This window comes from Candidatus Vicinibacter proximus, from assembly GCA_016713905.1.
Lineage (GTDB): Bacteria > Bacteroidota > Bacteroidia > Chitinophagales > Saprospiraceae > Vicinibacter > Vicinibacter proximus.
Map to the genome: position 1 here is coordinate 189845 of JADJOE010000003.1, position 25158 is coordinate 215002.

At 38.3% G+C, this 25158-nt stretch carries 19 protein-coding genes; 7 read left to right on the plus strand and 12 right to left on the minus strand.

All coding sequences use genetic code 11. From position 1 onward, the window contains the following. Positions 1-8: 8 nt before the first annotated feature. The 4 genes from IPJ83_09390 to IPJ83_09405 all read right to left on the minus strand — a co-directional run bounded on the left by IPJ83_09390 (position 9) and on the right by IPJ83_09405 (position 7267). The gene (locus IPJ83_09390; protein MBK7880749.1) at positions 9-1661 is read right to left on the minus strand and encodes an Ig-like domain-containing protein; all 1653 of its coding nucleotides are present in this window, start codon (positions 1659-1661) and stop codon (positions 9-11) included. 180 nt (positions 1662-1841) lie between these two features. Beyond that, a complete protein-coding gene (locus IPJ83_09395) occupies positions 1842-2714 on the minus strand; it encodes a LamG domain-containing protein (protein ID MBK7880750.1) in 873 nt (290 codons plus the stop codon). 80 nt (positions 2715-2794) lie between these two features. Further along, complete coding sequence (locus IPJ83_09400; protein MBK7880751.1) at positions 2795-4264, minus strand: RagB/SusD family nutrient uptake outer membrane protein; 1470 nt, start codon at positions 4262-4264, stop codon at positions 2795-2797. A gap of 3 nt (positions 4265-4267) precedes the next feature. After that, positions 4268-7267 carry a TonB-dependent receptor gene (locus IPJ83_09405; GenBank protein ID MBK7880752.1) on the minus strand — a complete coding sequence of 1000 codons (3000 nt, stop codon included), beginning with the start codon at positions 7265-7267 and terminating at the stop codon, positions 4268-4270. A gap of 369 nt (positions 7268-7636) precedes the next feature. Here IPJ83_09405 and IPJ83_09410 point away from each other — a divergent pair, with 369 nt between their 5' ends. Then, positions 7637-7789 (plus strand): lmo0937 family membrane protein, encoded by a 153-nt coding sequence (locus tag IPJ83_09410; GenBank protein ID MBK7880753.1) that lies wholly within the window; start codon positions 7637-7639, stop codon positions 7787-7789. A gap of 113 nt (positions 7790-7902) precedes the next feature. On the opposite strand, the gene IPJ83_09415 is transcribed toward IPJ83_09410, so the two are convergent. Beyond that, positions 7903-10404, minus strand: coding sequence for a cation-translocating P-type ATPase (locus IPJ83_09415; GenBank protein ID MBK7880754.1), 2502 nt, complete (start codon positions 10402-10404; stop codon positions 7903-7905). 389 nt (positions 10405-10793) lie between these two features. Between IPJ83_09415 and IPJ83_09420 the strand changes: the two genes are divergently transcribed. Then, positions 10794-11786 carry a hypothetical protein gene (locus IPJ83_09420; protein ID MBK7880755.1) on the plus strand — a complete coding sequence of 331 codons (993 nt, stop codon included), beginning with the start codon at positions 10794-10796 and terminating at the stop codon, positions 11784-11786. Positions 11787-11868: 82 nt separating this feature from the next. On the opposite strand, the gene IPJ83_09425 is transcribed toward IPJ83_09420, so the two are convergent. Next, on the minus strand, positions 11869-12204 hold the full coding sequence (locus tag IPJ83_09425) for a DUF3276 family protein (GenBank protein ID MBK7880756.1): 336 nt from the start codon (positions 12202-12204) through the stop codon (positions 11869-11871). A 181-nt stretch (positions 12205-12385) separates the two neighbouring features. Then, positions 12386-14179: an ABC transporter ATP-binding protein gene (locus IPJ83_09430; protein MBK7880757.1), complete on the minus strand. Its 1794-nt coding sequence runs from the start codon at positions 14177-14179 to the stop codon at positions 12386-12388. A 332-nt stretch (positions 14180-14511) separates the two neighbouring features. Between IPJ83_09430 and fbp the strand changes: the two genes are divergently transcribed. Beyond that, positions 14512-15492 carry a class 1 fructose-bisphosphatase gene (gene fbp, locus IPJ83_09435; GenBank protein ID MBK7880758.1) on the plus strand — a complete coding sequence of 327 codons (981 nt, stop codon included), beginning with the start codon at positions 14512-14514 and terminating at the stop codon, positions 15490-15492. Positions 15493-15540: 48 nt separating this feature from the next. Here fbp and IPJ83_09440 read toward each other — a convergent pair whose 3' ends face one another. The 4 genes from IPJ83_09440 to IPJ83_09455 all read right to left on the minus strand — a co-directional run bounded on the left by IPJ83_09440 (position 15541) and on the right by IPJ83_09455 (position 19804). Further along, entirely contained in the window at positions 15541-16467 is a 927-nt protein-coding gene (locus IPJ83_09440; protein MBK7880759.1) for a helix-hairpin-helix domain-containing protein, read from the minus strand. Between the two features lie 2 nt (positions 16468-16469). Further along, entirely contained in the window at positions 16470-18476 is a 2007-nt protein-coding gene (locus IPJ83_09445; GenBank protein ID MBK7880760.1) for a ComEC/Rec2 family competence protein, read from the minus strand. Between the two features lie 128 nt (positions 18477-18604). Beyond that, positions 18605-19171: an RsmD family RNA methyltransferase gene (locus tag IPJ83_09450; GenBank protein MBK7880761.1), complete on the minus strand. Its 567-nt coding sequence runs from the start codon at positions 19169-19171 to the stop codon at positions 18605-18607. A 6-nt stretch (positions 19172-19177) separates the two neighbouring features. Then, positions 19178-19804: a DUF3822 family protein gene (locus tag IPJ83_09455; GenBank protein MBK7880762.1), complete on the minus strand. Its 627-nt coding sequence runs from the start codon at positions 19802-19804 to the stop codon at positions 19178-19180. A gap of 123 nt (positions 19805-19927) precedes the next feature. Here IPJ83_09455 and tsaD point away from each other — a divergent pair, with 123 nt between their 5' ends. The 3 genes from tsaD to IPJ83_09470 all read left to right on the plus strand — a co-directional run bounded on the left by tsaD (position 19928) and on the right by IPJ83_09470 (position 22446). Beyond that, complete coding sequence (gene tsaD, locus IPJ83_09460) at positions 19928-20887, plus strand: tRNA (adenosine(37)-N6)-threonylcarbamoyltransferase complex transferase subunit TsaD (protein ID MBK7880763.1); 960 nt, start codon at positions 19928-19930, stop codon at positions 20885-20887. Between the two features lie 97 nt (positions 20888-20984). Further along, positions 20985-22232, plus strand: a complete 1248-nt coding sequence (locus tag IPJ83_09465) for a U32 family peptidase (GenBank protein ID MBK7880764.1) — start codon at positions 20985-20987, stop codon at positions 22230-22232. After that, positions 22225-22446 carry a ferredoxin gene (locus IPJ83_09470; protein ID MBK7880765.1) on the plus strand — a complete coding sequence of 74 codons (222 nt, stop codon included), beginning with the start codon at positions 22225-22227 and terminating at the stop codon, positions 22444-22446. The genes IPJ83_09465 and IPJ83_09470 overlap by 8 nt, the downstream gene beginning before the upstream one ends. 49 nt (positions 22447-22495) lie before the next feature. Here the strand turns inward: IPJ83_09470 and IPJ83_09475 are convergent, their stop codons facing one another. Beyond that, a complete protein-coding gene (locus tag IPJ83_09475; protein MBK7880766.1) occupies positions 22496-23767 on the minus strand; it encodes a divalent metal cation transporter in 1272 nt (423 codons plus the stop codon). A gap of 678 nt (positions 23768-24445) precedes the next feature. On the opposite strand from IPJ83_09475, the gene IPJ83_09480 reads away from it, so the two are divergent. Further along, positions 24446-25027, plus strand: a complete 582-nt coding sequence (locus IPJ83_09480; protein MBK7880767.1) for a PorT family protein — start codon at positions 24446-24448, stop codon at positions 25025-25027. Positions 25028-25158: the final 131 nt, after the last annotated feature.

Genomic DNA, 25158 nt, shown 5'->3' on the forward strand with positions numbered 1-25158 from the left:
GGTGTTGATTATAGATAAGGGGCTTTAAATCCAAGTTTTTTCATTCCGGATTTTACCTCAGGACAAGAGGTAAATAAATTCCACAAAAGACCGGATCGGTAATTTTCTATCATGACAATAATAGGACCCTGATCAATGGCCAGAAAGGAATTTGCAAACCAGTATTCATCCAGGCTGAAAGCATCAATGAATCCATATTCTTTCCAGGTTTTATTGCCTATCTGATGATAAAAAAACCTCATGGCCTTTAAGCTTTCATCCGGAGTAAATGGCAATGAGGATATTGCTGCAGTAGGACTTATGACCCCTCTGTCGTTATTGGGTTCATGGGCGGTATAACCACCATAAGTATCGCTGGCGGTCAATCCCCAACAGTCTGCAGAATAACCAAAATATTTCTTTGGATTTGCAACACAGTAGGCATAATTAATAAGACTGTGGTTCTTTGTTTGAATTTCATAATCTGCGAATTCATCCTTCAAACCATTAGGATTCATGCCCAGAAAAGAATAATGTTCAAAAAACAATGGACCTCCCAACGTTGGCCCTAGTGGTAGAGTGTAACCATAATAGGAATTTCCGTTTTTTATGCCTCCGTTTTTTGCCCATCCGTTGACATAGGTACTTCTTGGTATGGCATGCAATTCAGAGGAAGCGGCAAGGACATAAGTAATCAGGGCTTCATTCCATCCTTGAATTTTAAAATTCATTTTCCAACCATATTTTTCACTCCAGTGCCAATATAAAACCTCTTCATTTTTTTGAAAATAACTCCATTCTACCCGATTAAATAAAAAATCAATTTTGTCGCGCAAAGATTTTTCCAAGATATCATCCTCCTTAAAAAATTGTCTTGCGCACAATAATCCCATCATAAGATAGGAAGTTTCCACAAGATCTGCACCATCGTCGAATGGACTGAATGGAACAGTTGCGCCTGTGGAACCATTGAACCAATGAGGGAATGCACCATGATAAGTGGTGGTTTTGTCAGACAAAAAATTTGTCATCAAAATTAATCTGTTCAAACCATCTTCGCGGCTGATAAATTTTCTGTGCATGCCAACAAGAATACTCATGATTCCAAAACCTGATCCACCGGAAGTGCAGATGTCGCCGGAGGTATTTCGTTCTCGGGAAAGACCGCTTACGGGATGCCCAAAATCCCAGAAATATTTAAAAGTTTTTTGTTGAACTTCGGTCAGCAAGGAATCATCACTCATTATTATAGGTTTTGGATTTGGGTTCAATGAGGTTATTAATTTTATGTTTACCGAACTTTCAAGTGATTTACCAGAGATTGATTTCAGACTTGAAGTAATGTAAAGATCATACGAAGTAAAATATGCCAAACTGTCTAGAGGGCTGACCCATAAAGTGCTGTCGCCGTCAGCAGTGGTTAAATTTAATTGCAGGTCCAATCCGGATTCTCCACGAATAAAAATACTCTTGCGCGCAGAACCAGTATCTATTGGTTCGGAAAAATTGAATTTAATTTTGGGTAGGGGACCAACATTGGTAAATTTTTTATCACTGCTTTGCCCATCCAATGTAATTTCCAGGTATTTAAATACAGCATCGTCAGCATTTAATTCTTTTTTAGTGCAGCAGAAGCTGAATAAAATGATCAATGGAAAAAAAGAAAAGGATTTAATGAACATTAAAAGTCTGATTAAGATGAATGCAAATTTGCTTTACGGACATTCATCGTGGCTAAATTTTTTAACTGGATTAATGATTTCAAAAGTAATGCATTTGATGAAATTGATTGATCCATTTGGATAAAAAAAAAGAGGGGTTGTAAAGTACAACTCCCTCTTTTATACTTTTTAGCTTAAAGATTATCTTCCAGCTTTTTCAAGTTGGTATAAAGCATCAATTTCCTGAGCAGATAAAGCTTTCTTCCAAATTCTTACTTCATCCAGTTTTCCGGTCATTGGGACTTGCCAAGGTTCGGTGGTTCCGTTTCCTGGGACATTAGTTCCAAAAGCACCGAGCACGACGCGGCTAACTCCGGAATTGAAAACCAAATCACCTACAGGGCTTCCTGCATGTAATCTGTTCTCCCATTCAGGATTTGAAACTTTCTTTCCATTTCCGAATACTAAGAAATTGGAAGTAGCGGCATCCCAGGTGATCACGAGGTGAGACCATGTGTTTGCACCTTTGAATGCCTGATCTCCGCCTTTAGCCGGATCGCAACGACTATCTTGCCATGAATCGGTAGCCGGATTTCCTTCTCTGGAAATTAACAGACCTTTGGCAACTAAAGTATCCACTGTGGATTTAAACCATCCGGTTTCAGCCATCAGGTTGAAGTTACCTGCCCACTCTGTAGGTCTGGTTAAAGTAACAAAACAAGTTGCACTGCTACCATTATTGGCAACATTAACCCAAGCACTGATAGAATAACTAGCGGTATTGGCAGTAAGCGCAGCAATTGGATTGTATGCAAGATATCCAGCATTCAATTGAGCACATTGGCCTTTAGCGCCTGCTGTAAAAGTAGTTCCTACAGTAGAAGCCGGAGCAGCTCCGGAGATTCTCTCGTTGCCATTACCATCTAACGGGAAGTGCGCTAAGAGGTCAGCTTTTCCAACTTCATTAGCATTGTTAAATCCACCGATCGGCGGAAGTGCCACATCATCCTCCTTACAGGAATTGATTAAAACAATGGAAAATCCTAAGAGAAATAACAGTTTTAATTTTTTCATAATTTACTTTTTTGTTAATAATAATTATTCTTTTTTGTTTTGATTGGTATCCTAAAATTACAAAATACATTCCAAATTTATCAATACATAGGATTTTGAACAATCTTTCCGCCACTTAGATCAATTTGTCTTTGTGGAATAGGAAATAGGTCATGTTTACCATCTATGTAAGCCTTACCCTGCGCTCTTAAAACTGCCCCCGCTCTGCCAGTTCGCCTCAAATCAAAAATGCGATCGTGCTCAAAGGCCATCTCTACAAGTCTTTCGTGATAAATCTTTTCTGTAAGCTCATTTTGAGAACCTGCAAAAACCGGAGACAAGCCTGCTCTAGCCCGCAACTCATTTAACGCACTTAATGCAGTTGTGGTATCCGACATAAGATTATATACTTCAGCCTTCATGAGTAATATTTCTCCATATCTGAATATCCTGAGATTTTTATTGGAATTGATACGTTCAAAATAGGTTTCATGCGTCTTGCTTACATAAGCTTTATAATTGTAATAGGGATTAGGCAGACTTGAGCTGGATGGATATCCATCCCATAAAGTAGTACCGGAAACGAGTATGGTGCCATCCTTTCTTTTATCTCCAGGTTCATAAGCATCAATCAAACTTTGAGATGGGACATTAAATCCCCATCCAAAATCTCCATCTCCGGAGCCTCTCATGCCCTGAACTTCCGTGTAGCCGGTGATGCCTTTGGGTGGGTTGGTCGCGATACAATTTATTTCCCAAATGGATTCCTTGGAGAATTCGCCTTCTTCACGCCAGATTTTTGAATAATCAGGAAGCAATTCATAAAGTCCTGAATTAACTACCTGATCAATCATGGTTTTGGAAAGGGCATATTTATTTTGATACAAATAGACTTTAGCCAGGAAAGTCATAGCAGAATATTTCGTAGGTCTCCCTTGTTCTGATTTTGAAATTTGACCCGGCAGGGAATTTAATGCTTGTTGAAGGTCATCTTCCATAAGCATGTAAATTTCTTCCGCACTGACTCTTTTACTGGCTTCTTCAATATCTGATTGGCTGGCAAGAATTTTGTTGATCTTTGGAACACCGCCAAAACATCTCACTAAATTCCAGTAAAAATATGCTCTTAAAAAATGGGCTTCTCCGATATATCTTCTTTTTTCACTTTCATCCAGTTGCATTTGAGAAATAAATTCAATGGCATAACATGCCCTTCCGATGCCTTCAAAATTACCTTCCCAAATTTCATTGAAGGATAGATTTGTAGGTGAGAGTAGCCAATTGTCCATTTCAATTTTATCTGCGCCACCATCTCCTGGGGTGCTACCCTTATCGGCTTCATCAGAAGTAATGCTTGAAACACCTATCCATGAAAATGAATGAATGTTCCAATCATAAAACTTATTGTACACCGCACCGAGAATCCTTTGTGCGCCATTTGCAGGATTATTGATTAAATCATTTATGGTTACCGTGCGGGAAGGTTCATCCAGAAAGCTTTTACTGCAAGAAACAAAAATAAGAATTGCAGTAGCTAAGAGAATTATAAATGTGCAGAATGAATTTTTCATGATCTATTTGAATGTAACGTTTAAGCCAAATAAGAATACAGCTGAAACAGGGTATATGTTTAATTCAATGCCTGCCTCATTTTGGTTTCCCGGAAGTTCTGGCGTGAAACCTGTGTATTTAGTCAGTAACAATGGGTTTTGTGCGCCGATAAAAAATCTCAGGGTTTCAATGGATCTCCAGAATTTGTTTGCATCCAGTTTATAGCCAATGGTCACATTATTGATTCTGAAAAAAGAACCTGATTCAACAAAGTAGTCAGAAGGAAAAGGTGTAGTGTTGCTTGCTCTTGGATTCTTATTTTCATTGGATCCGGGTACCCAACGATTTTTGGCGACATCCAGTTCGACATTGTAATTACTGCCGAAGCGAATTCCTTTTTTGGCATTATACACTTTATTGCCAAGCAGGCTGAACAAATCTATGGAGGCATCCCAATTTTTCCAGGTGACTGCGTAGTTCATTCCGATCATAAATTTTGGTTGATATGAACCTATATGTTCTCTGTCGAGGTTGTCGATAATACCATCGTTGTTTAGATCCTTTAATCTGAGATCACCGGGTTTGGTGTTGATGATGTGTGGGTAAGCTTTTATTTCTTCTTCATTCTGAAATATACCATCCGTGCGGTAGACCCAAAAGGATCCTATTTCGTAACCTTCCAGGGTTTGTGTTGCGGTTGATCCATTCCCGAGACTACCAAAATTCAAAGCCCTGCCAAGACCAACATTGTCCACGACATTTTTATTGTAGGTAAAAGTGGAAGAGACTACTTGTGTAAATTCATTCTTTGCCGGTAGTCTGTATTTTATTCCTAATTCAACACCGTAATTCAATACATCCGCAGCATTGGTCAATAGAGAATTGCCAAATCCCAAGGAAGCATAAGGTATGGTATATAAAGCATCCTGGGCTTTCTTGTGGTAAAAATCTAGTTCACCTACAAACCTTTGTTTGAGTAAAGAAAATTCAATACCAAAATCATATTCTGTAACTACTTCCCACTTCAGATTGGGGTCTACGATACCTGTAACAGTCGCACCATCTATTCTGTCCGTTCCGAAATAAGTGAACAGTCTTTCTGTGGGGCGAAGATCAAATTGTCCGGGACGAATTACATCATTTCCGACCAAGCCAAAACTTACTCTGATTTTAAGTTCATCCACAATGTTTACGGACTGCATAAAATTTTCCTGACTCAATATCCAGCCAAGACCGATGCTGGGAAAACTTGCCCATCTGTTGTTTGCCGGAAAATTACTGTTGGCATCTCGCCGGATGGTAGCATTAAGCAAATATCTTTCGAGCAGTTTGTAATTTAATCGGGCAAAATAAGACTCCCTTCTAAAGTAATTTTCGATTGGGTCACGTAAATTCTGCTGTCCTCTGCTGGTATCTGTAAAATTTAATTTCCAGTAAGATTCATCATTGGGAATATCGTAATTGGTTATGGTTGCTTTGCTCATCCAGCCGTCCCTGCGTTCTGCTGTATGACCCAACATAAATTTAAATTCATGTTCAGATCCAAAAGTTTTGGTAAAGCTCAGAGTGTTGTCCCAAACCCATTGATAAATGGTATCTCTGTTAAATCTGAGATCAGCTTTTTCATTTTGCTGACCACCTTGTATGCCATTTGCCTGATAGGTATAATATTGCTCCAGATATTCCCAGCCATTGTTATTTTCTATATCTAATCCAACCTGTGATTTAAAGTCAAGGTGTTTTAGAAAATGATAGGTGCCAAACAAAGTCCCCTGATAACGGTTGCCATAACTTCTGTCATTAACTGTTTTTATGGTTGCATAAGGATTGCCTACATTGTTGATCACGTTAGAAGTATTGCCAAAAGTTCCATCCGGATTAACAGCATTAAAAATTGGTGCTGCAATGTATGCCTGAGTAAAAACAGAATAGGGTTTATTGTTTGCAATAAATCGCGAATAAGACAAGGTATTTCCCAGTTTGATATTTTTATTCAATTTATATTCATGGTTATAGCGCAAAGTGTAGCGATTGTAATTGTTGTCCAGAAGAATTCCATTAACCTGCAAAAGTCCACTGGAAAAATAGTAGGTGTAATTATTTATTTTGCCGGACATGGATAGATTATGATTGTGGAAGAATGCCGGTCTGGTAATTTGATCATACCAATCTGTAGTTCCTGTTACATCACCTTGCGTTATTGCAGGAAATTCTGCGGCATCATTGGCATATTGTGCATAATATCCCGGTGGGGACATTTTTACACTATTGATGAGTAAACGCATACCCAACTGATTGTCATAATTTACCTTGAATTTTTTCTTGCTGTCGGAAGCTGTGGTGATCAGGATTACCCCATTGGCAGCTCTTGCGCCATAAATGGCCGTAGAGGATGCATCTTTGAGTACATCAATCGTCACGATATCATTTGAGTTGAGATTTCGAATGTCTGTGGTAATAACACCATCCACAACATATAATGGATCTGCACCACCCAAAATGGATCCAACACCCCGAATACGGACTTTTGGACTGGTGCCTGGTGCACCTGAATTGATGATGCTTACCCCGGCTACTTTTCCCTGAATGGCCTCGGTAACTGTCAAGCTGGGGATGTTTCGAATGTCGCTCGCTTTGATGGTCGAGGAAGAACCGGTCAGGTCAGATTTTTTTGTTGTGCCATAACCAATGACTACTACCTGATCCAGTAACTTAGAGTCTTCAGCCAAATTGAAATCATAGTTCCCTGCTACCCGAATTTCTTTCTCCTGTGTAATGTAGCCGGTCATACTAATTTTCAGGATACAGGGAATGGGAATTTCCAAGATATAATTTCCTGACTCATCTGTCAAGGTTCCCTGTGTTGTCCCTTTAACCGCAATGGTTGCGAAGGCTAATTTCTCATTTGAAGCACCTGTGACAGACCCTTTTAGAATAACATTTGTGGATTGAGAAAAAGCCTGCATGGTAAGCACCAAACTCAAAATGAACAGGCCTGGGAATTGAATTTTTTTTGTTCGCATTCAAGTTAATTTAACTTTTAAGAATGGCTAAGTTAATGCAATTAGTGCAAATAAAATTAATCCAGTTATGTTGGCCTGGATTTAGCTACCAATTGTAAGCTCACAAAAATAACAAACTTTGCTTTTGTTCGTATGCCATGAAAGCAACTGTTTAAATTTGAATTTATGCTCTCTTACCAATTTGACAACTTCGTACGCATTCTGGAATTTTGTTTTGAATGGATACTTACCACAGAATATGCCGAATTGTTACATTGTATCTTACGGTAGTTACATTATTTTTGGTTATTGCGAATGAAATTTGATTTTATCCTTAAAATTGCTTATATTCACATCGATACTTTATTTATTCATGCAAAAAAAGAAAAGATGAGCAATTTACTTTATTTAGTGGCCGTGATTCTTGTGATTGGCTGGGCCTTGGGATTTTTTGTTTTTCATACCGGAGGAATCATTCACGTTTTATTGATTATTGCACTGATTGCAATAATTCTCCGATTGATAAGAGGCGGGAGTCTATAGTCTATAAGAGCATATTTTGGTTTCAAGGGCATGACACCTGTTCTGGTGTATGTGCTCTTTTTTATTTAAAATATACCGTTGTGGCTTCGAAACTAAATTTTCTTCACCTGAGTTTAGGCTATTTTATTTCTGGAAAATATTCTGAGATATTTAATCACTTCCAAAATTCCAAGCATGATCAGTGCAGCAATTAAGGAAGTTTTAAAATGTGCGTAACCCGGATGTTCAAAACCAAAAAGTTCCCTAAAGGAAGGAACAGTTATGGTGAGCATCAACAAGGAAATTGCAAGAAAAAGAATAAAGAGTGCAGCTTTGTTGGTATAGATAAAAACAGAAAGGAAGCTTCTGGTTTTTGACAGATTGTTCAGAATGAGAAAAATATTACCAATTATCAGAGCAGAGAAGGTAATTGCCCTCACTTCACCCTGGGAATGTCCCTCTGCTATGGAAATAAAATAAATGGTGAGTACCATCGACAGTAAAATCAGTCCCTGCAGGATGCTAAACATCATTTTTCTGGTTCCAAAGAAATTTTTATTGGTTTCTCTGGGTGGTCTTCTCATGATGTTTTTTTCTTCTGTTTCGGATTCAAATGCAACGGAACAAACCGGATCAATAATCAATTCCATAAATACAATATGTAAAGGCATCAGAATGGTAGGAATGGAGGGAATGAATGCAGGTATAAGACTTAAACCTATGATGGGAATGTGTATGGCAATGATATAAGACATTGCTTTTTGTAAATTGTCAAATATTCTTCTGCCGGAACGAATGGCAGCGACAATTGATGCAAAGTTGTCATCCAGCAATACAAGAGAGGAGGCTTCCCTGGCTACATCCGTACCCTTGTTACCCATTGCGATACCAATATTCGCAGCTTTCAAAGCGGGCGCATCATTCACGCCATCCCCGGTCATGGCGACAATTTCATTGTTTTGCTGAAGTGCTCTAACGATGCGCAATTTTTGTTCCGGTATCACTCTTGCAAATATGCTCACCCCTTCAATTTTTTCTTTTAACTCTGCATCAGATAATTTTGCAAGTTCTTCCCCGGTCATTATTTTACCATCTTTTGGTAAGCCAATTTGTTTGCCAATGCTTTTTGCAGTAACCGAATAGTCGCCTGTGATCATGATCACCCTTACACCTGCATTGAGACTTTCTTTAATTGCATGGCGAACCTCCGGTCTTACCGGATCTTCCAAACCAAGAAATCCAAGAAACTGATAATGAAATCCAAACTGCGTCTCCGGTAAATCATTGGGGACATTTATTGCATGCGCCACAGCAAGAACGCGATAACCTTGTTCGGCAAGCTGGTGTAAGGCGTTTAAATGTTTTCTTTTCTCCTGACCGGATAGTTTGCATAAGTCAAGAACGGTCTCTGGCGCCCCCTTTAAAGAAATGCTGATCTTATCTGCAACATCCTTCAGCACCCTGGTTGTTGCCATTAGGTTTTTACTAAAGGCATACTCCCTGATTAATTGGAGTTCGTGTGTATGATCCCGAATGACTTCTTTATAAATCTTGATGATCGCAGATTCAGTGGGGTCAATGGAATCAGGAACAGAGGCTTTATACCCTGAATAAAGTAATTCTCTTAATTGAAGATGATTGTCGTGAAAAATATTTTTATGCAGGATCCTGTTGCCATCATAAATGGCAGTCACCTCCATTTTATTCTGTGTGATTGTCCCGGTTTTATCGCTACATAACACTGTTGCGGAACCCAGAGACTCAATGGCGGATGCATTTCTGGTCAATACTTTTTTTTGAGAGAGTCTCCAGGCACCCAGAGCTAAAAATATAGTCAGCACTACCGGGAATTCTTCGGGTAGTATAGCCATGGCAGAAGCAAGTCCCGTAAGCAATGCATAGATTAAATCTCCTTTGGTAAAATAATATGCCGTGACTACGGCTATACTTAAGATTCCCCCAATGATAAACAGATTGCGAATCAGAATTTTCATTTCTTTCTGAAGCCGTGTCTGTTCCTGGGTGATATCGGAAAGAGCAGTGCCGATTTTACCAAATGCAGTTTGAGGTCCGGTGGTTAAAACTTCTGCAACTGCAGAGCCTCGCACTACTAAACTGCCACTAAATACTTGCCCCTCGCTCTTTTGTTTTTCTACCTGTACAGATTTACGAACAGGTACAGATTCACCAGTAAGAAGAGATTCATCTGCATGAAGATTGTTTTCTTCCAAAAGCTGTGCATCCGCAGAGATCCTGTCCCCTTCATTCAGTATTAAAATGTCCCCCGGGACGACCTCTCTTCCCGGGATCCGGATTCTTTGACCGTCTCGAATGACAATTGCCCGCGGAGATGCTAAGCTTTTTAATGCATCCAAAGCCTTCTCTGTCTTTTGGTATTGGTAGAAGGTTATAAATATGATGATCAAAATGGAGGAAAGCAGTACGATCCCTTCTCGGTAATCACCCAAAAGCATGTACAATACACCACAACCGATTAATAAAGCAAACATCGGCTCCTTCATCACCTCAAGCGCTATATGCCACAAACTCTTTGGCTTTGCAGAAGGCAATTCATTAAATCCGAATTGTGTAAGATTTGCTTTGGCGGTAGATGTACTTAACCCTTGATGATTCATTCTTTTACTAAATCCCCAAGTTACGTCTTTTAATTCCTAATCCATTGATCTTAATCACCAAAATGTTTGATTTTGGTTTTATTACTGCTATGTACAACAATACATCGACACGTTGAATTCAAAGTATTCAAATCTAAATCTGAATTTTTATTTTTTTTTACGTTATTCAAGGAGGATCTGTAATTTGTGTAATGTGGATTCATGGAGGAAATCTTTTGTTAACCAAAATATTAATTTATCCATAGAGTGCATTTATTATTAAATTTTTAATGGGATAATTCATTGGAAAATAGTGTAGGCGTGATCTGAAAAAAGTATATCTCCAACATTATAATCAAATCATTATTTTGTGCCGACTAATGGTTCAACCACTGCTTAGGTCAAGGTATATGATGGTAATAAAAAAAGTACAATCGTTTTTTAATCCGGAGCGATTTCAGGGTTGGGGAAAGGATAAAAAGTATTTTGAAGGTTGGTATTTTAAAGTGGTAGATGCTTCGGAAAAATTTGCTTTTGCCATCATTCCAGGTATTGCCATAGATGAGAATGGGCAGCGTCAGGCATTCATCCAGATACTGGATGGTAAAAATCATAAATCTGATTATCACCGTTTTGATTTTGGCGAGTTTGTACCTTCCTCCAAAAAATTTATGGTTTCCATAGGTGATAATAATTTTTCTGATCACACACTCATTTTGAAACTACCTCAGGTAAATGGAGAATTGCGGTTCCGAAACACAGTATCCTGGCCTAAACCCATTTATTCTCCCGGAATCATGGGACCGTATGCATTCGTTCCGTTTATGGAATGTTATCATGGGATTGTCAGTATGGATCACTCTATCGAAGGCTTTCTAAATGTAAATGGAGAACACATTGATTTTTCTGGTGGCAGAGGCTATATTGAAAAGGATTGGGGCAGGTCCTTTCCAAGAGCCTATGTTTGGATGCAATCCAATCATTTTACTGCATCCGGAATTTCTGTAAAAGCCTCCGTAGCAAAGATTCCGTGGATTCGGAATTCGTTTGTAGGATTTATTGCCGGTGTTTGGCTTGAGAACAGGCTTATCCGATTTACTACCTATAACGGATCCAAATTAGTTAAACTGGCCATTGAAGAAAAAAAACTGGACCTGGTCCTAGAGAGCAGAAAATATCAATTTGAATTGGAGGCAACAAGAGGGGAGTCCACCATACTCGCTTCCCCGATTCAGGGAATGATGGATGGAAGAATCGAAGAAAGCATGACCTCCACCATGGAAGTAAAAATTACCGAGAAGAAAAGTAATTCTATCTTGCTGCAGGATTCTGGCAGAAATGCAGGACTTGAAGTCGCCGGAGATATCCGTCAAATTATAACAGGAAAATCATTAAATAATTAATTATTGGAATTGCTTCGTAAAGCTTAAACGAAGAGGAGATTTATTGGAATGGTACAAAGATTCTTACGAATCAAAATAGAGATTACCAAGTCATATCATCTTCTTTCTTCTCCGTGTTTCCTTCGTTGTACTCCTCATCTCTTTTGGCAAAGGAATCATAATCAAAATCAGGAAGGTACTTGGTTTTAATTTCGTTTACAGTGTCCTGCAGGGATTGGACAAATCTGTTAAAATCTTCCTTGTAAATAAATATTTTATGACGCTCAAATCCATCTCCATTAAACTTTTTGGTGCTTTCGGTGATGGATACGTAAAAGTCTTCTCCTTTTGTTTTGCGGATGTCAAAAAAATAAGTCCTCCTCTTTCCAGCACGCATTTTGTTTGAGTAGACAATGTCTTGTTGTCGATCTTTTTCCACAGTTCTTTATTTAATTGGTCATAAATTTAAACACAAAATCCTAAAATCCTAATCTGTTTTTTGTCAGGACTTCAATTAACTACCAAATTGGTTATGGACAACAATTACCGTTCTTTTAATATTATTAATATATTTAATGTATATATTGCTTTAATGCAATGGATTAAAATAAGTAATCTGCCTATCTGACCGCAATCAGGTAATCTTCATTCCTACCTGCAATTTCTGTCTGATACATTTTCCAAAACAAGCCTTTCGCTTCAATCAGCTCCTCAAAATTACCCCGCTCCACAATTCTGTGGTGATCTATAACTAGAATTTCGTCCATTTCTTTGGTTTGGCTTAAACGATGGGAGATGAGGATCAAACTTTTATTCTGAAGTTCCTGATTCAGTTCTCGGAGAATATGCTCCTCCGTATTTGCATCCACAGCAGACAAACAATCATCCAGAATAAAAATGGAAGCAGGTTTCATCAGCGCCCTGGCTAAGCTAATTCTTTGTTTTTGACCACCGGAAAGCGTTACTCCTCTTTCCCCCATGATGGTTTGGTATTGGTTAGAGAAAGATTCAATTTCTTTGTCGATGGCAGCAGCTTCACTGGCTCGCTGGATTTTTTCCATGGTGTTCACCACATGATTGTCTTCACCAAAAAGGATGTTCGCTGCAATGGTGTCAGAGAACAGGAAGACATCCTGTGGTACATAGGAAATTGCTTTTCTTAATTGGATCAGGTCAAGATTTCTAATGTCATTACCTCCAATGCTTATCGCACCGGAATTCGGATCATACATCCTGACCAATAATTCTGCGATGGTGGATTTTCCTGATGCGGTCTTGCCTACGATGGCAATGTGTTTTCCATGAGGTAAAGAGAAGGATATTTCTTTCAATGCTTCAATTTCATTCTCAGGATAATGAAAGGAAACATGGTCAAAGTTTATGTCTAATGGTTCAGGGAATTTATCCGCTTGAATTTTTGTTTTGACCTGTGGGGATAAATTCAGAAATTCATTAATCCTTTTCTGGGAAGCTTCTGCCTGCTGGATAATAGAGGCACACCAACCAATGGCTGAAACAGGCCAGGTAAGCATGTTGATGTAAATTACAAATTCTGCAATGTTTCCGGGGGTTACGGTTCCTTTGAACACATCAAGACCACCCACATAAATGGTAATTAATGTACTTAGTCCAATGAGAAGAAACATAGATGGAAAAAACAGGGCTTCCACGCGGTTCAATTCCAAAGAAAGATCTTTATAACGGTTGCTTTCGAGATCAAATTTTTGTTTCCAGTTTTCTTCCCGGTTGAAGGACTTGATAATTCTGATCCCGCTAAAAGCTTCCTGAGCCATACTGGTGAGCCTGGCCAATTGTCGCTGAATTTTTTCCGATCTTTTATTGATCAGATTACTCACTTTATAAATGATAAAGCTCAGAAGGGGCAATGGCAGTAAGGTGTACACAGAAAGCCAGAAGTTGACTTTGAACATGGTTACAATGACAATGATAAAGAGTGTGATCAGATTAAATCCATAGAGAAAAGCTGGTCCCAGATACATCCTTACCTTGTTTACATCTTCACTGATTCTGGACATCACATCACCTATCTTGAACTTTTTGTAGAAGCCGGCATCCAGAGAAAGATAATGATCAAAAATTTCTTTTCGCTGGTCGTATTCTATGAGTCGGGACATGACAATAATGGTCTGTCGCATGAAATACATAAAGATGCCCATCATAAGCGCACATCCCAGCACAATTAAACCAAAATACATGAGGTTGCTGATCAACTCTTCTCCATTCCTTTGTTCAGGATTCAGTTTTACAAAGGCAACTATTTCATCCAGGGCTTCCCTAATGGCCTGGGGTTGAAAAATTCTAAAAATATTGGAAAGTGAAATGAACAAGATACCAGCAATCAACTTGCTTTTGTATTTGAGAATAAGCGGGTTGAGCGTAAAGAGATGTTTCAATACTGAGTAGATTGTGGCGTAAAGGTAAGGAAGTCCAGGGTGTGTGCAGGAAAAATAAGAAGACAATAATGGAAGAGTTTAATTTCTGTATGCATAGCGAACCTGCTTCATTAATCCTCTCAAATCAAATTTAACCGTTACCATTTATCACCTTTAGATAAAATTTTGTTTTTCATCGATCACGATTATTTCCATAACGGTATAACCCATTTGCCTTTTTGCAGGTTTCTTGACGAATTTCCTCCGGGTCTTGGTAAAAAAAATGGGCAGCAGGACTTGGAGGCTTCTGTTATCTTTGCATCAAATTTGGAATCAAGGTGAAAAACATCAACATGTTCAGAAGGAATACATTGGATGAATTTATCGTTCAGAGTCAACAAAATTTTTCTGATTCAAGCGGAGAGTTTTCCGGATTGTTGCGTCACCTTGGCATTGCCGCCAAAATTGTAAACAGGGTGGTCAATAAAGCCGGTTTGATGGATATTCTGGGCGTGGAAGGAAACATCAACACATCAGGAGATGCGGTGCAAAAATTGGACATCTTTGCCAATGACCTGATGATTGAATATCTTCGCAATTCCGGTATTTGTGCCGGTGTGGCCTCAGAGGAACTGGAAGATTTTATTTCTTTTAACAATGCCAGACCGGGCTCTTCAAATTATGTAGTCGTTATTGATCCTTTAGATGGTTCTTCCAATATTGATGTAAATATTTCAGTAGGAACGATCTTTGGTATTTACCGTAGGGTTACTAATGAACGAGGGCCATTGATTTTGGGTGATTTTTGCCAAAAAGGCACTGAACTGGTAGCATCAGGTTATGTTCTGTATGGCACTTCTACAATGATGGTGTACACTTATGGGGATGGTGTAAATGGGTTTACCTATGATCGGGGTGTTGGTGAATTTTGTCTTAGCCATCCCCAAATGAAAATTCCGGAATACGGAACTCAATATTCCATTAACCAGGGATACTATAAGCAGTTTAGTCCGGGAATCAAGGCTTATCTTGATGAGTGTGCGGAAAAAAATTATATGTTGCGTTACATAGGATCCATGGTAGCAGATGTACATCGCACCATTTGTCTTGGTGGCGTGTTTCTGTATCCGCTAACCAAGAAAAATCCTCAAGGCAAACTAAGAATCTTATATGAATGCAATCCTTTGAGTTATGTCATAGAACAGGCAGGAGGTATAAGTGTAAATGAAGAAAAGCAAAGAATTATGGAAATTCCGGTGCATGAATTGCACCAACGCAGTTCTATCATCATCGGATCTAAGAAAAATGTCGAAGAAGTTTTAGAGAAATTGTAATTCGTTGAAATACTATATGCCTAATTCTTCATGAATTACATTTCCTGACTAATCAAATGCCAAATAGGGTTCAATTTTAGCAAGTTCTTCCTTTTTGAAGAAGCCTGTCGATTTCAATTCATCCAAATTTTTTATTGTCCGATGTTGTCTTCGATAGTTTATGATAAATTCCGATTGTTTGCGATTTAAATATGGATGCATTTCAAGTTCGTCCATGTCCGCGGAATTCACTTTTATTTTGCTGAGCTGCGGTGTACACTGGAGGTAATTGGAAATGACCAGGCATAGGCTGTCACTGATACCATAGACTTCACAAACCTGACTTTTATCCAGAAACCCACCCAGAGCAGTTTTATATTTAATTATTCGGGCAGATAATTTTTCCCCGATACCGGGAAGAGATTTCCATTCTTCTTCGGTGGCACTGTTAATTTCAAAAGGTTCAATTATTTTTGCGGGAGCACTAAGACTTGTGTCAGAGAGTTCTTTAAGTTCTGTAAGTTTAGTTTCTTCTGAAGACTTGACATAAGGTCTTAATTTATTCAATAGTTCGGCATCAATTCCATAAATCTTTTGAAGATCCTCTGCTTTTTTTATCTTTCCTCCGGCCTTCAGATATTTTTGTAAATTCGAATAAGCTCGTGGTGGAATGCCCAACTGGATGGACTCTTTTGTATTCAAATGATTTGGATCAAAGTAAAATAGCTGGAACATTTGTGTGGTGATTTTATTTTTTGTTTTTGGATCAGGGAAAATTTGTTTCTCTGTAGAAGATTCTTTTAATTTTTTTTCGATGCTTTGTGGATGGCTTTTTACATCAGTCTCCTTAGGCAAATCACTCAACGATATTGGCGTCAGTTTAGATCGCCACAGATAGGGCACCAAAATAAAAATGAAAAGTGTGAGGATCAGTAGTCCAAGACCCAATCTTTCTTTTTGAGATAGATATAAATTTTCGGTTTGTAAATTTCCCATGTTTAATATTTTATCATTTGAGTGCCTGTGCGTAGGTCTACATAAGTCAGTTTTGCTGCATGAAGAAACTCGGTCATTTGCCTTATTAAGTAAGGTGGATTTTGTCGGCACAGTACAACAAGGTCCGGTCTGTAATCCAGCAGCATACAAGTGTCTATATTTTTTGCGTTTCTGATCAGCAATACATTTTTACCATCTACGGGTTGATCATTTTTCATTTTGTTCCAATTTATATTCCAGGATAAGGAATCTGAATCGAGGCTAAATTTGTAAGCAAAATTTTGATCCAGTCTGATGATTTCTCTTTCTTTAATCTGATGATACAAATGATAATAATTTAATCCAGGCACTTGCTGATTTTTTTCGATAAAGGAGAATACCTTTAATCCTGTTCTGATGTCTAAAATACTTTCTTTGTTTTTCGAATGGAATACCCACTCAGTTTCCTTACAGAATTTAAGGATTCTTATTGGATAGCTTGCGGTAAGGCTAATGAGAAATAGCACTGCAGCAAAAAGCATTGCCTTAAAATGAAATTTCATCCAGAAAAACAGAGATAAGAAGGATAAATATATAAGCAGTAGTTGCTCAGGATAAATAATGAGTCGATCCAGTTTGTACAGCGGCCATTTTTCTACAAGATCAAAAAAGAATAATCCGGCCTGAATGCTCCATGCGCAACAACTTCCGGTTACCATACCGATGGGTAAATAAACAGTACTCAGAAGGAGAATGATTATTCCCAAAATCATTAAGATAAAGGAAAGTGGCACCCAAACAATATTGGTCAATAAAAAGTAAGTAGGAAAACTCCCGAAGTAAAAACTGCTGATCGGTGTAATGAGAAATTGCACCGCAAGACTCACTCCTGCTATCTCCGCTATATAATTCCAGATTTTATTGCTGCTTCTCAACAGTTTCATAATGGGTGCCTGAAACATCAATATGCTGAGCACTGCCATAAATGACAGTTGGAATCCAATGTCTTTCAGTATGCATGGATTGTGATACATCATCAGGAATACTGAGCCAAACAATATATTTATTCCATGGGTTTTGCGTCTAAGGAACACCCCTACTTCAAGAAGGCTGAACATCACTGCAGCTCTTAAAATCGCAGGGCTAAGTCCTGTTATAAAAGCAAAAAACCAAATGAGGATGAGTATGATGGAAGTTTGTGATTTCTTTACTGCAGGAAAGTTTTTCGAAAAGCTATTCATCAAAAAAGTTAGCATGGCATAAAGCATTCCCAGATGCATGCCGGATACAGCAAGAATATGAGCAGTTCCGGTAGCAATAAATTGATTTTTAATCCGCTCACTTACCAATCCTTTATCCCCAACCAGTATGGCAACCAACAAACCACCATATTCCTTATTCTGGATACTTTCCAATAATATATGGCAGATATAAATTTTTGCCTGATAGGCTAGTTTCCTGATGTTTAAAGGAGAGGGGTTGTGCGGATGATAAATTCTGATTTCATCCCGGTTGATGTACTGAATGTGTTTGTATTCTAAATATTCAGCATAGTCAAAAGGATCGAATTGGAAAGAAGGTGCAGGTCGTATCAGTTTTCCGGTGATCATAATATGATCTCCCGGAAAAAAGGAAGCAGAATCTTTTTGTTGGGCAACTTTGATTCTGGCAGAATAACTTTTCTCAGGCAGATCGATGTTAACAGTCAATTGGATGAGTGAGTCAACAGATTCGATTTCTTTAATCGAAACCATTTGACGGTCCATGTTAAGCATTTTTGGTACATCTTCCGGGTGATTCTCTTGTTGGTGTGCATACCATCTGAATGCAAAGAGCTGACTGAACAGAACAAGATACAATAGTCCATTAAATTCAGATTTGTATTTTACTTTAAAGTAAAAGTATATCGAAGGAAAGATCAATAATACCGATGCAAGAAATATGTAGACATACTCTTTTGGAATCTGCAGACAAATGGCAAACCATACTGTCACATACAGGAAGGGCTGTGCTAACAGGGCTCTGATCATAGTGTAATCAGATTATTCTCTTAATGTTAGGACAAAAATAATTTAAGTTCGGATATCAAGTATAGTTATGGAATAAAAACTCGTTTATTTTTTTTTAAAGAAATTTGTACCCAAATATTCCCTTTAGTTTATTCTTCCTCTTCTGTACTTTTTTGATCGTACCTGAAGAAGCTGAAAATGGTCTGGCCATAATTTCTTTGTTGCCAAAAATTTGGATGTTTGGTGAAATCATGTTCCGGGTTGTGTTCTAAAACGAAAAGGCCATCCGCCTTAAGAATGTTCGCCTGGAATATTTGATCAGGAATTTGGTTTAATTTTTCAAGGCCATACGGAGGACCGGCAAAAATATAATCGTACTGAAGTTTGCAGGTTTTGATGTATAATAAATAATCGCTGTGAACGATTTTGATCAGGCCATCAATTTTAAACTCATTAATTTTCTGTTGGACAAATTTTGTAGCAGGAATAAACTTATCTACGTAAGTGACCTCCGTGCATCCACGCGATACCATTTCATAGGAATGGGCACCTGTTCCTCCAAAGAGGTCCAGCATATGGACTTCTTCAAAGTCCAATAAATTATTCAGTATGTTAAATAAGGCAGTTCTAGAAATGTCTGTGGTAGGTCTGGTAGGCCAGTTGTTGGCCGGTGGATAAAAGGTTCTACCTCTTAAGCTGCCTCCGGAAATTCTCATTCTGGATTAATTGGTAGAAAACCGTGCAAAGAAATTGGATTCATCCACACTTAGATTTCTAAAATAAATTTTGAATTGGTTGTAAAGTTGTGAACCTTCCCGGATCTCACCCATCAGCACAATTCGGGCATCTTCTCTGTCGAGATCCAGATTTTCAAAAACCATGGTGATGTAATACAACAATTCTAAAGAGTCATCAAAATCATAGATATTGAAAAACAAAAAGTCTTCCAGACGTTTGACAATGACCACCGCAGTGTTTGCCAGAATAGCAATAAATGTGCAGGTCCTTTCGGTACATTGAACATCCGTTGAAAACTCCTTCAAATAAGCTGAAATGTGACGGATATCCAGGAATGCCGGCTTTACTTTGTTCTGGATAACGAAATCTGTTACATAAGGTAAGGGTTTGTCTTCCTGGGTCGCTAATTGTTCAGAAGGATAGACAGGAAACGGGAGAGAAACTGATACTTCGGTTAAACCTGCAGGTCTGAGCATAAATTTTCGGCTGATGGAAATGGCAGATACCCATTTTTGAGATTCTATGAGTTCTTCTCTTTCAACGGGTTTTAGTTGGATGGACCCAAGTTTAGAAACTAAATATATATTATCCTGATTGACAAGTCCTAACATGCGATAACGATATGCTCTATAAATGCTGTGTCTTATTGACTAATTTTGCGCAAGTTAGATCAAATTTTGGAAAAGAAAGCGGTCATTTTACTAGGGATCGAGAGTTCCTGTGACGATACTTCCATGGCAGTATTAGTGGACGGAAAGGTGGCATCCAATGTTACTTACAACCAAGCTATTCATGCAAAATACGGAGGCGTAATTCCTGAATGGGCCTCCAGAAAGCATATGGAAGCAATAGTCCCCGTGATGGAAGAAGCCTTGTTGAATGCTCATTGTAGCCTTCAGGATTTAGATGGAATTGCGGTAACCCGAGGTCCGGGTTTAATGGGGTCTTTGGTAGTAGGTCTGTGTTTTGCCAAGGGATTGTCTTACAGCCTGGATATTCCCATGATGGTCGTCAATCATTTGGAAGCTCATGTGCTATCACTCCTGATAGAGGAACCCAAACCTGAATTTCCTTTTTTATGTTTGACGGTATCCGGTGGACATACACAGTTGGTGATCGTACGTGATTACGACCAATTGGAAGTAATTGGCCATACCCTGGACGATGCAGCGGGGGAGGCTTTTGACAAGACTGGTAAGTTGTTGGGTTTAACTTATCCTGCTGGTCCGGAGATGGATAAGTTGGCAGATTTAGGCCGGCCGATATTTAAATTTCCAATTTCCAAAATGAAAGAACTAGATTACAGTTTTTCAGGACTAAAAACTTCTGTACTTTACTTTTTACAGGATAGATTAAAAGAAGATCCATCATTTATTCATAATCATTTGAACGATCTGTGCGCTTCCATTCAGCACACCATTGTGGAAATTCTTTGTCATCAGTTGGTAAAGGCATCCGAACAAAATGGTCTAAAAAGAATCGGAATCGCAGGAGGAGTTTCTGCCAACAGTGGTCTGCGTGAAAAGCTTCATGCACTTGCTCAAAAACACAGTTGGGAGGTGTTTATGCCAAAGTTGGAATATTGTACCGACAATGCCGCCATGATTGCCATGGGTGGATTTCAAAAGTGGAAGAAAGGTATATTTGCGGAGGACGATATTGAACCGCTGGCAAGGATGCCGATAGGAACTTGATGGAAATCATTTTATAGAAAAATATATAAACAACTTTTGTAAAAAGTGCTTATAATTTAGGACTAATTTTGCAGTTCGATTTTACAAAAACTGATTCATGACAAACCCCAAAAAACCGGAGTTGCTTTCACCTGCAGGGTCTTTTGAGTCTTTGCATGCCGCTATCCGGGGAGGAGCAGATGCAATTTATTTTGGTGTAGAACAACTCAACATGCGCACCAAATCTATACCTCCTTTTACCATTGCCGATATCAAAGAGGTAGCCGCTGTTTGCAAAGCTGGTCATGTCAAGGCCAATCTTACTTTAAATACAGTGATCTATGATTATGACATGCAATTGGCCAGAAAGATTGTAAAAACTTGCGTTCAGGAAGGGATCGATGCGGTCATTGCTTCAGATTTTGCAGTGTTCGAAATTTGCAGGGAAGAGGGAATGCCACTTCACATCAGTACCCAGGCAAATGTCAGCAACATTGATTCTGTGGCTTTTTTTTCACAAATGGCGGATGTAATAGTTTTGGCAAGAGAATTGACCCTGAAGCAAATTGAAGGCATCACAAAAGAAATTAAACGGAGAGGAATTAGAGGGAAATCCGGAGAATTGATGAAAATAGAAACGTTCATTCATGGTGCGCTGTGCATGGCAGTTTCAGGTAAATGTTATTTAAGCCTGCACGAAATGAATGCCTCGGCAAACAGAGGAGCTTGCGTACAGAATTGCAGACGACCCTATTTAGTTACAGATCTGGAGACCGGTAATGAATTGTTGATAGACAACGAATACATAATGTCTCCAAAGGATTTGTGCACCATTGATTTTATGGACGAACTCATTGGTGCAGGAATTGATGTATTTAAAATCGAGGGTAGAACAAAATCTGCAGATTATGTATACACCACTACAAAATGTTACCGGGAAGCGATTGATTCGGTTTTGCAAGGAACATACAATGAGGAGCGCATAGAATGTTGGCGAAAGGAATTAGACAAAGTGTACAATCGGGGATTTTGGGAAGGGTACTATCTGGGAAGAAAACTTGGAGCCTGGACTAGGAATCCCGGATCTTCTGCCACTGAAAAAAAAGTTTATGTTGCCAAAGCCACCAGGTACTATCCAAAAATCCATGTTGCCGAATTTTTACTGGAATCAGGAAGTATTGAAGAGGGAGAAACAGTAATGATCATTGGCCGGGATACTGGTGCAGATAAGGTGGTCTTAGACCCATTGATGGTAAATGGAGTGCGCAACAATAAGGCAAATCGGGGCGATAAGATTACCTTCCATTTTGAAAGAAAAATCAGGGCAAAAGACAAATTATATAAAGTGGTAACAGAAAATGCCTAAGATTATTCATTACAGAGACAAATGTATAGGCTGCAATATTTGCTTTGAAATGCAACCCGAATATTGGCGACTTTCCAGAAAAGATGGAAAAGCAACTTTGGTAAACGGCATATTAAAGAATCAAACCCATGTTTTGGAAATAACGGAATCAGAAGTTGTTTTGTGTGAAGAAACGGCCAGTCATTGTCCGGTAAAAGTGATTAAGGTATTGTAGGGTTGATCCTACCTGGCTTAATGAATTTTTTGGAGCTAATGTATTCAATTTAAATTCCGCCCAGTTGCAGATAAATCAAGGTTCCTGCTGCGAGGGTCATAATGAATAGCGCTGTAAATCCCAGAATGTTTGTAGTGCGTCCGTTTACATAAATGCCCATGATCTTTTTATTGTTGGAAATGTGTAGGATGATGGCAATTAAAACCGGGGCAGTAAGGCCATACAAAATTGCAGTATAGATGAGTGCTTTTATGGGTGAGATGCCAATGTAATTAAGAGAGAGTCCCAAAATTAGGGATATGGCGATGATCAGATAAAATGCTTTAGCTTCATGAAATTTTTTATCCAATCCTTGTTCCCAACCAAAAGTCTCGGCAAAAATGTAGGAAAGCGAACCGCTTAACACAGGAATTGCAATCAGTCCTGTACCTATAACACCAATGGCAAAAAGCAAATAGGCCATATTGCCTGCGAGTGGCTTAAGTGCCATGGCTGCTTGTTCGACGGTGTCGATTTGATGTATGCCACCCTGAAACAAAACAGTGCCCGTGGTCAAAATGATGAAGTACATTACCAGACCGGAAAATGTCATCCCAAAATCAACATCTTGTGTCATGTCATGAATAATTTTCTTATTCACCACCAGATGTTTCTTTTTGGTTTTCATTTCCTCCACTTCCACGGAGGCCTGCCAAAAAAAGAGGTAAGGCGAAATGGTGGTTCCCAAAATTCCTACAAGTATGGCAATAAACTCTTTATCGAATTTTATGGTTGGGATGAAGGTGGATTTAAATATGTGAACGATATCCTGTTTATATAAAAAGGGAACGATAAAATACACCAGCATGGCAATGCATAAATATTTAAGTGTGGCTGCTATTTTTCCATAAGGTAGATAAATAATCAAACCAAGCAGGAGGAGCGTAAAGACCACACTGAAGTAGGTCTCATTTATTTGAGGGAACAACATATTGCCTACAGCGCCCATTCCCGCTATGTCAGCTCCGATATTCATCACGATAGCCGGAAAACTAAACAAAACCATAAGGTACAATATTGGTTTCGGGTAATGTTTTTTTAAGGTGCCGGTCAATCCCTGACTTGTGACCAGCCCTATGCGTGCGCACATTTGTTGGATGGCAGCCATCAAAGGAAATGCCAGAATGGAAGTCCATAAGGTCGAAAGCCCATAAGCAGCTCCTGCCTGAGAATAGGTGGCTATGCCTGAAGGGTCATCATCGCTTGCTCCGGTGACAAGTCCCGGGCCAAGTAATTTCCAAAATTTCAACAATCTTGGGGATTTATTTCTTGGGGTGTTCATACCTTGGATATTGGTCTATTTGAATATTCAGTTTATGTTGGGATGTATTCAGAAAATATAAAAAAAATCAAGACAAAAAAGTTTCGGAAAGTTAGACATAAATTGTCTATGTTAGATCAACTAAAAAAAGAATCTCTGAAACTAAATCATTTTAGTGCTTTTTTTACTCGAGATCAATCAACTATTTCTTTTTAAAATTATTATTTAAATAAAAAGGCCAAGCGATTGTATTTTGTATAAACTACTTTTTCTGCAATTTATTTTTTTCATTTTTTTTCGTTTGAGATAACTTATAGATACGGCTCTGCCTCATTCTATAGTTTTAACCAATGCGTCAGATATCCATTCTTTTTATATTTTGCCAAGAAATGAGCTTTTTTTTAATCGATAAATTCAATAATATTTTAAATTCCTGGGTTGAAATTTGGTTCTGAAACCATTTTACATTTCTAAAAAAAAATTATACTTTGAAAAGTTTCATTTTATTTTAAAATAAAAATTTGCAAACAAAAGAATGAAAGTTACACATTTTACATATTCTTATCTAATTAGGATGTATTTCGTATGCAAATACAATAAGCTATTATATTTCAATGAACTTACGTTACTCTCCATGTGTTAGCAAACTATATCGAACAGAAAAATGAAGTCATGTGATTTCAGGTTAAAACTAAAATTATGAAAAATTATTTAATGCTTACAGTGATCTCCATTTTTATGATTGGAACTTTGGGCGCACAACATGTAAATTTTGGATTTAAAGTCGGCTTAAATCTTGCAGATATTGTCAGTGATGACAATTCAGAAACTTCCTTGAAGCCCGGACTTAATGTTGGAGCGATTGCACATATTCATCTTAAAAATAATTTTGCTTTGCAACCGGAAATTACCTATTCAGATCAAGGTGCGAAATTTAAATCTGCCGGCATCGAAAGCAAATTGAATTTGGGGTATATCAATATTCCTGTTTTGTTTCAGTATATGTTTGACAATGGATTCAGAATTCAGGCAGGCCCTCAATTAGGGATTCTCATAAATGCAAAAGCAAAAAGCAATGATGTAAGTGTGGACGTTAAAGATGATCTGAACGTAATAGACTTTGCCATCAGTGCGGGTATAAGTTATGTGCATCCACCTTCAGGATTTGGTGTGGACGCAAGGTATAATCTTGGTTTGGTGAATTTAAATAAAGAAGGATCTGTTACTTCTACCAATAGTGTTGCTCAGATTGGAGTATTTTACCTCTTGGCGCACAAATAAAAAAATATTTTTTAAGAAGAAAGGTTCGGTCAACAGCCGGATCTTTTTTTTTATGCCAAAAATATTTTCGATTAGTTTTAAGTGCTAGATTTTGAAAATTAAAATAAGAGCGTTTTTAACACTTGCATGAT

Bases quoted from the DNA above. Each gene is read 5' to 3' on its own strand.
- IPJ83_09390 (MBK7880749.1), bottom strand. From the start codon at position 1,661: ATGTTCATTAAATCCTTTTCTTTTTTTCCATTGATCATTTTATTCAGC.
- IPJ83_09395 (MBK7880750.1), bottom strand. From the start codon at position 2,714: ATGAAAAAATTAAAACTGTTATTTCTCTTAGGATTTTCCATTGTTTTA.
- IPJ83_09400 (MBK7880751.1), bottom strand. From the start codon at position 4,264: ATGAAAAATTCATTCTGCACATTTATAATTCTCTTAGCTACTGCAATT.
- IPJ83_09405 (MBK7880752.1), bottom strand. From the start codon at position 7,267: ATGCGAACAAAAAAAATTCAATTCCCAGGCCTGTTCATTTTGAGTTTG.
- IPJ83_09410 (MBK7880753.1), top strand. From the start codon at position 7,637: ATGAGCAATTTACTTTATTTAGTGGCCGTGATTCTTGTGATTGGCTGG.
- IPJ83_09415 (MBK7880754.1), bottom strand. From the start codon at position 10,404: ATGAATCATCAAGGGTTAAGTACATCTACCGCCAAAGCAAATCTTACA.
- IPJ83_09420 (MBK7880755.1), top strand. From the start codon at position 10,794: ATGATGGTAATAAAAAAAGTACAATCGTTTTTTAATCCGGAGCGATTT.
- fbp (MBK7880758.1), top strand. From the start codon at position 14,512: ATGTTCAGAAGGAATACATTGGATGAATTTATCGTTCAGAGTCAACAA.
- IPJ83_09440 (MBK7880759.1), bottom strand. From the start codon at position 16,467: ATGGGAAATTTACAAACCGAAAATTTATATCTATCTCAAAAAGAAAGA.
- IPJ83_09445 (MBK7880760.1), bottom strand. From the start codon at position 18,476: ATGATCAGAGCCCTGTTAGCACAGCCCTTCCTGTATGTGACAGTATGG.
- IPJ83_09450 (MBK7880761.1), bottom strand. From the start codon at position 19,171: ATGAGAATTTCCGGAGGCAGCTTAAGAGGTAGAACCTTTTATCCACCG.
- IPJ83_09455 (MBK7880762.1), bottom strand. From the start codon at position 19,804: ATGTTAGGACTTGTCAATCAGGATAATATATATTTAGTTTCTAAACTT.
- tsaD (MBK7880763.1), top strand. From the start codon at position 19,928: ATGGCAGTATTAGTGGACGGAAAGGTGGCATCCAATGTTACTTACAAC.
- IPJ83_09465 (MBK7880764.1), top strand. From the start codon at position 20,985: ATGACAAACCCCAAAAAACCGGAGTTGCTTTCACCTGCAGGGTCTTTT.
- IPJ83_09470 (MBK7880765.1), top strand. From the start codon at position 22,225: ATGCCTAAGATTATTCATTACAGAGACAAATGTATAGGCTGCAATATT.
- IPJ83_09475 (MBK7880766.1), bottom strand. From the start codon at position 23,767: ATGAACACCCCAAGAAATAAATCCCCAAGATTGTTGAAATTTTGGAAA.
- IPJ83_09480 (MBK7880767.1), top strand. From the start codon at position 24,446: ATGAAAAATTATTTAATGCTTACAGTGATCTCCATTTTTATGATTGGA.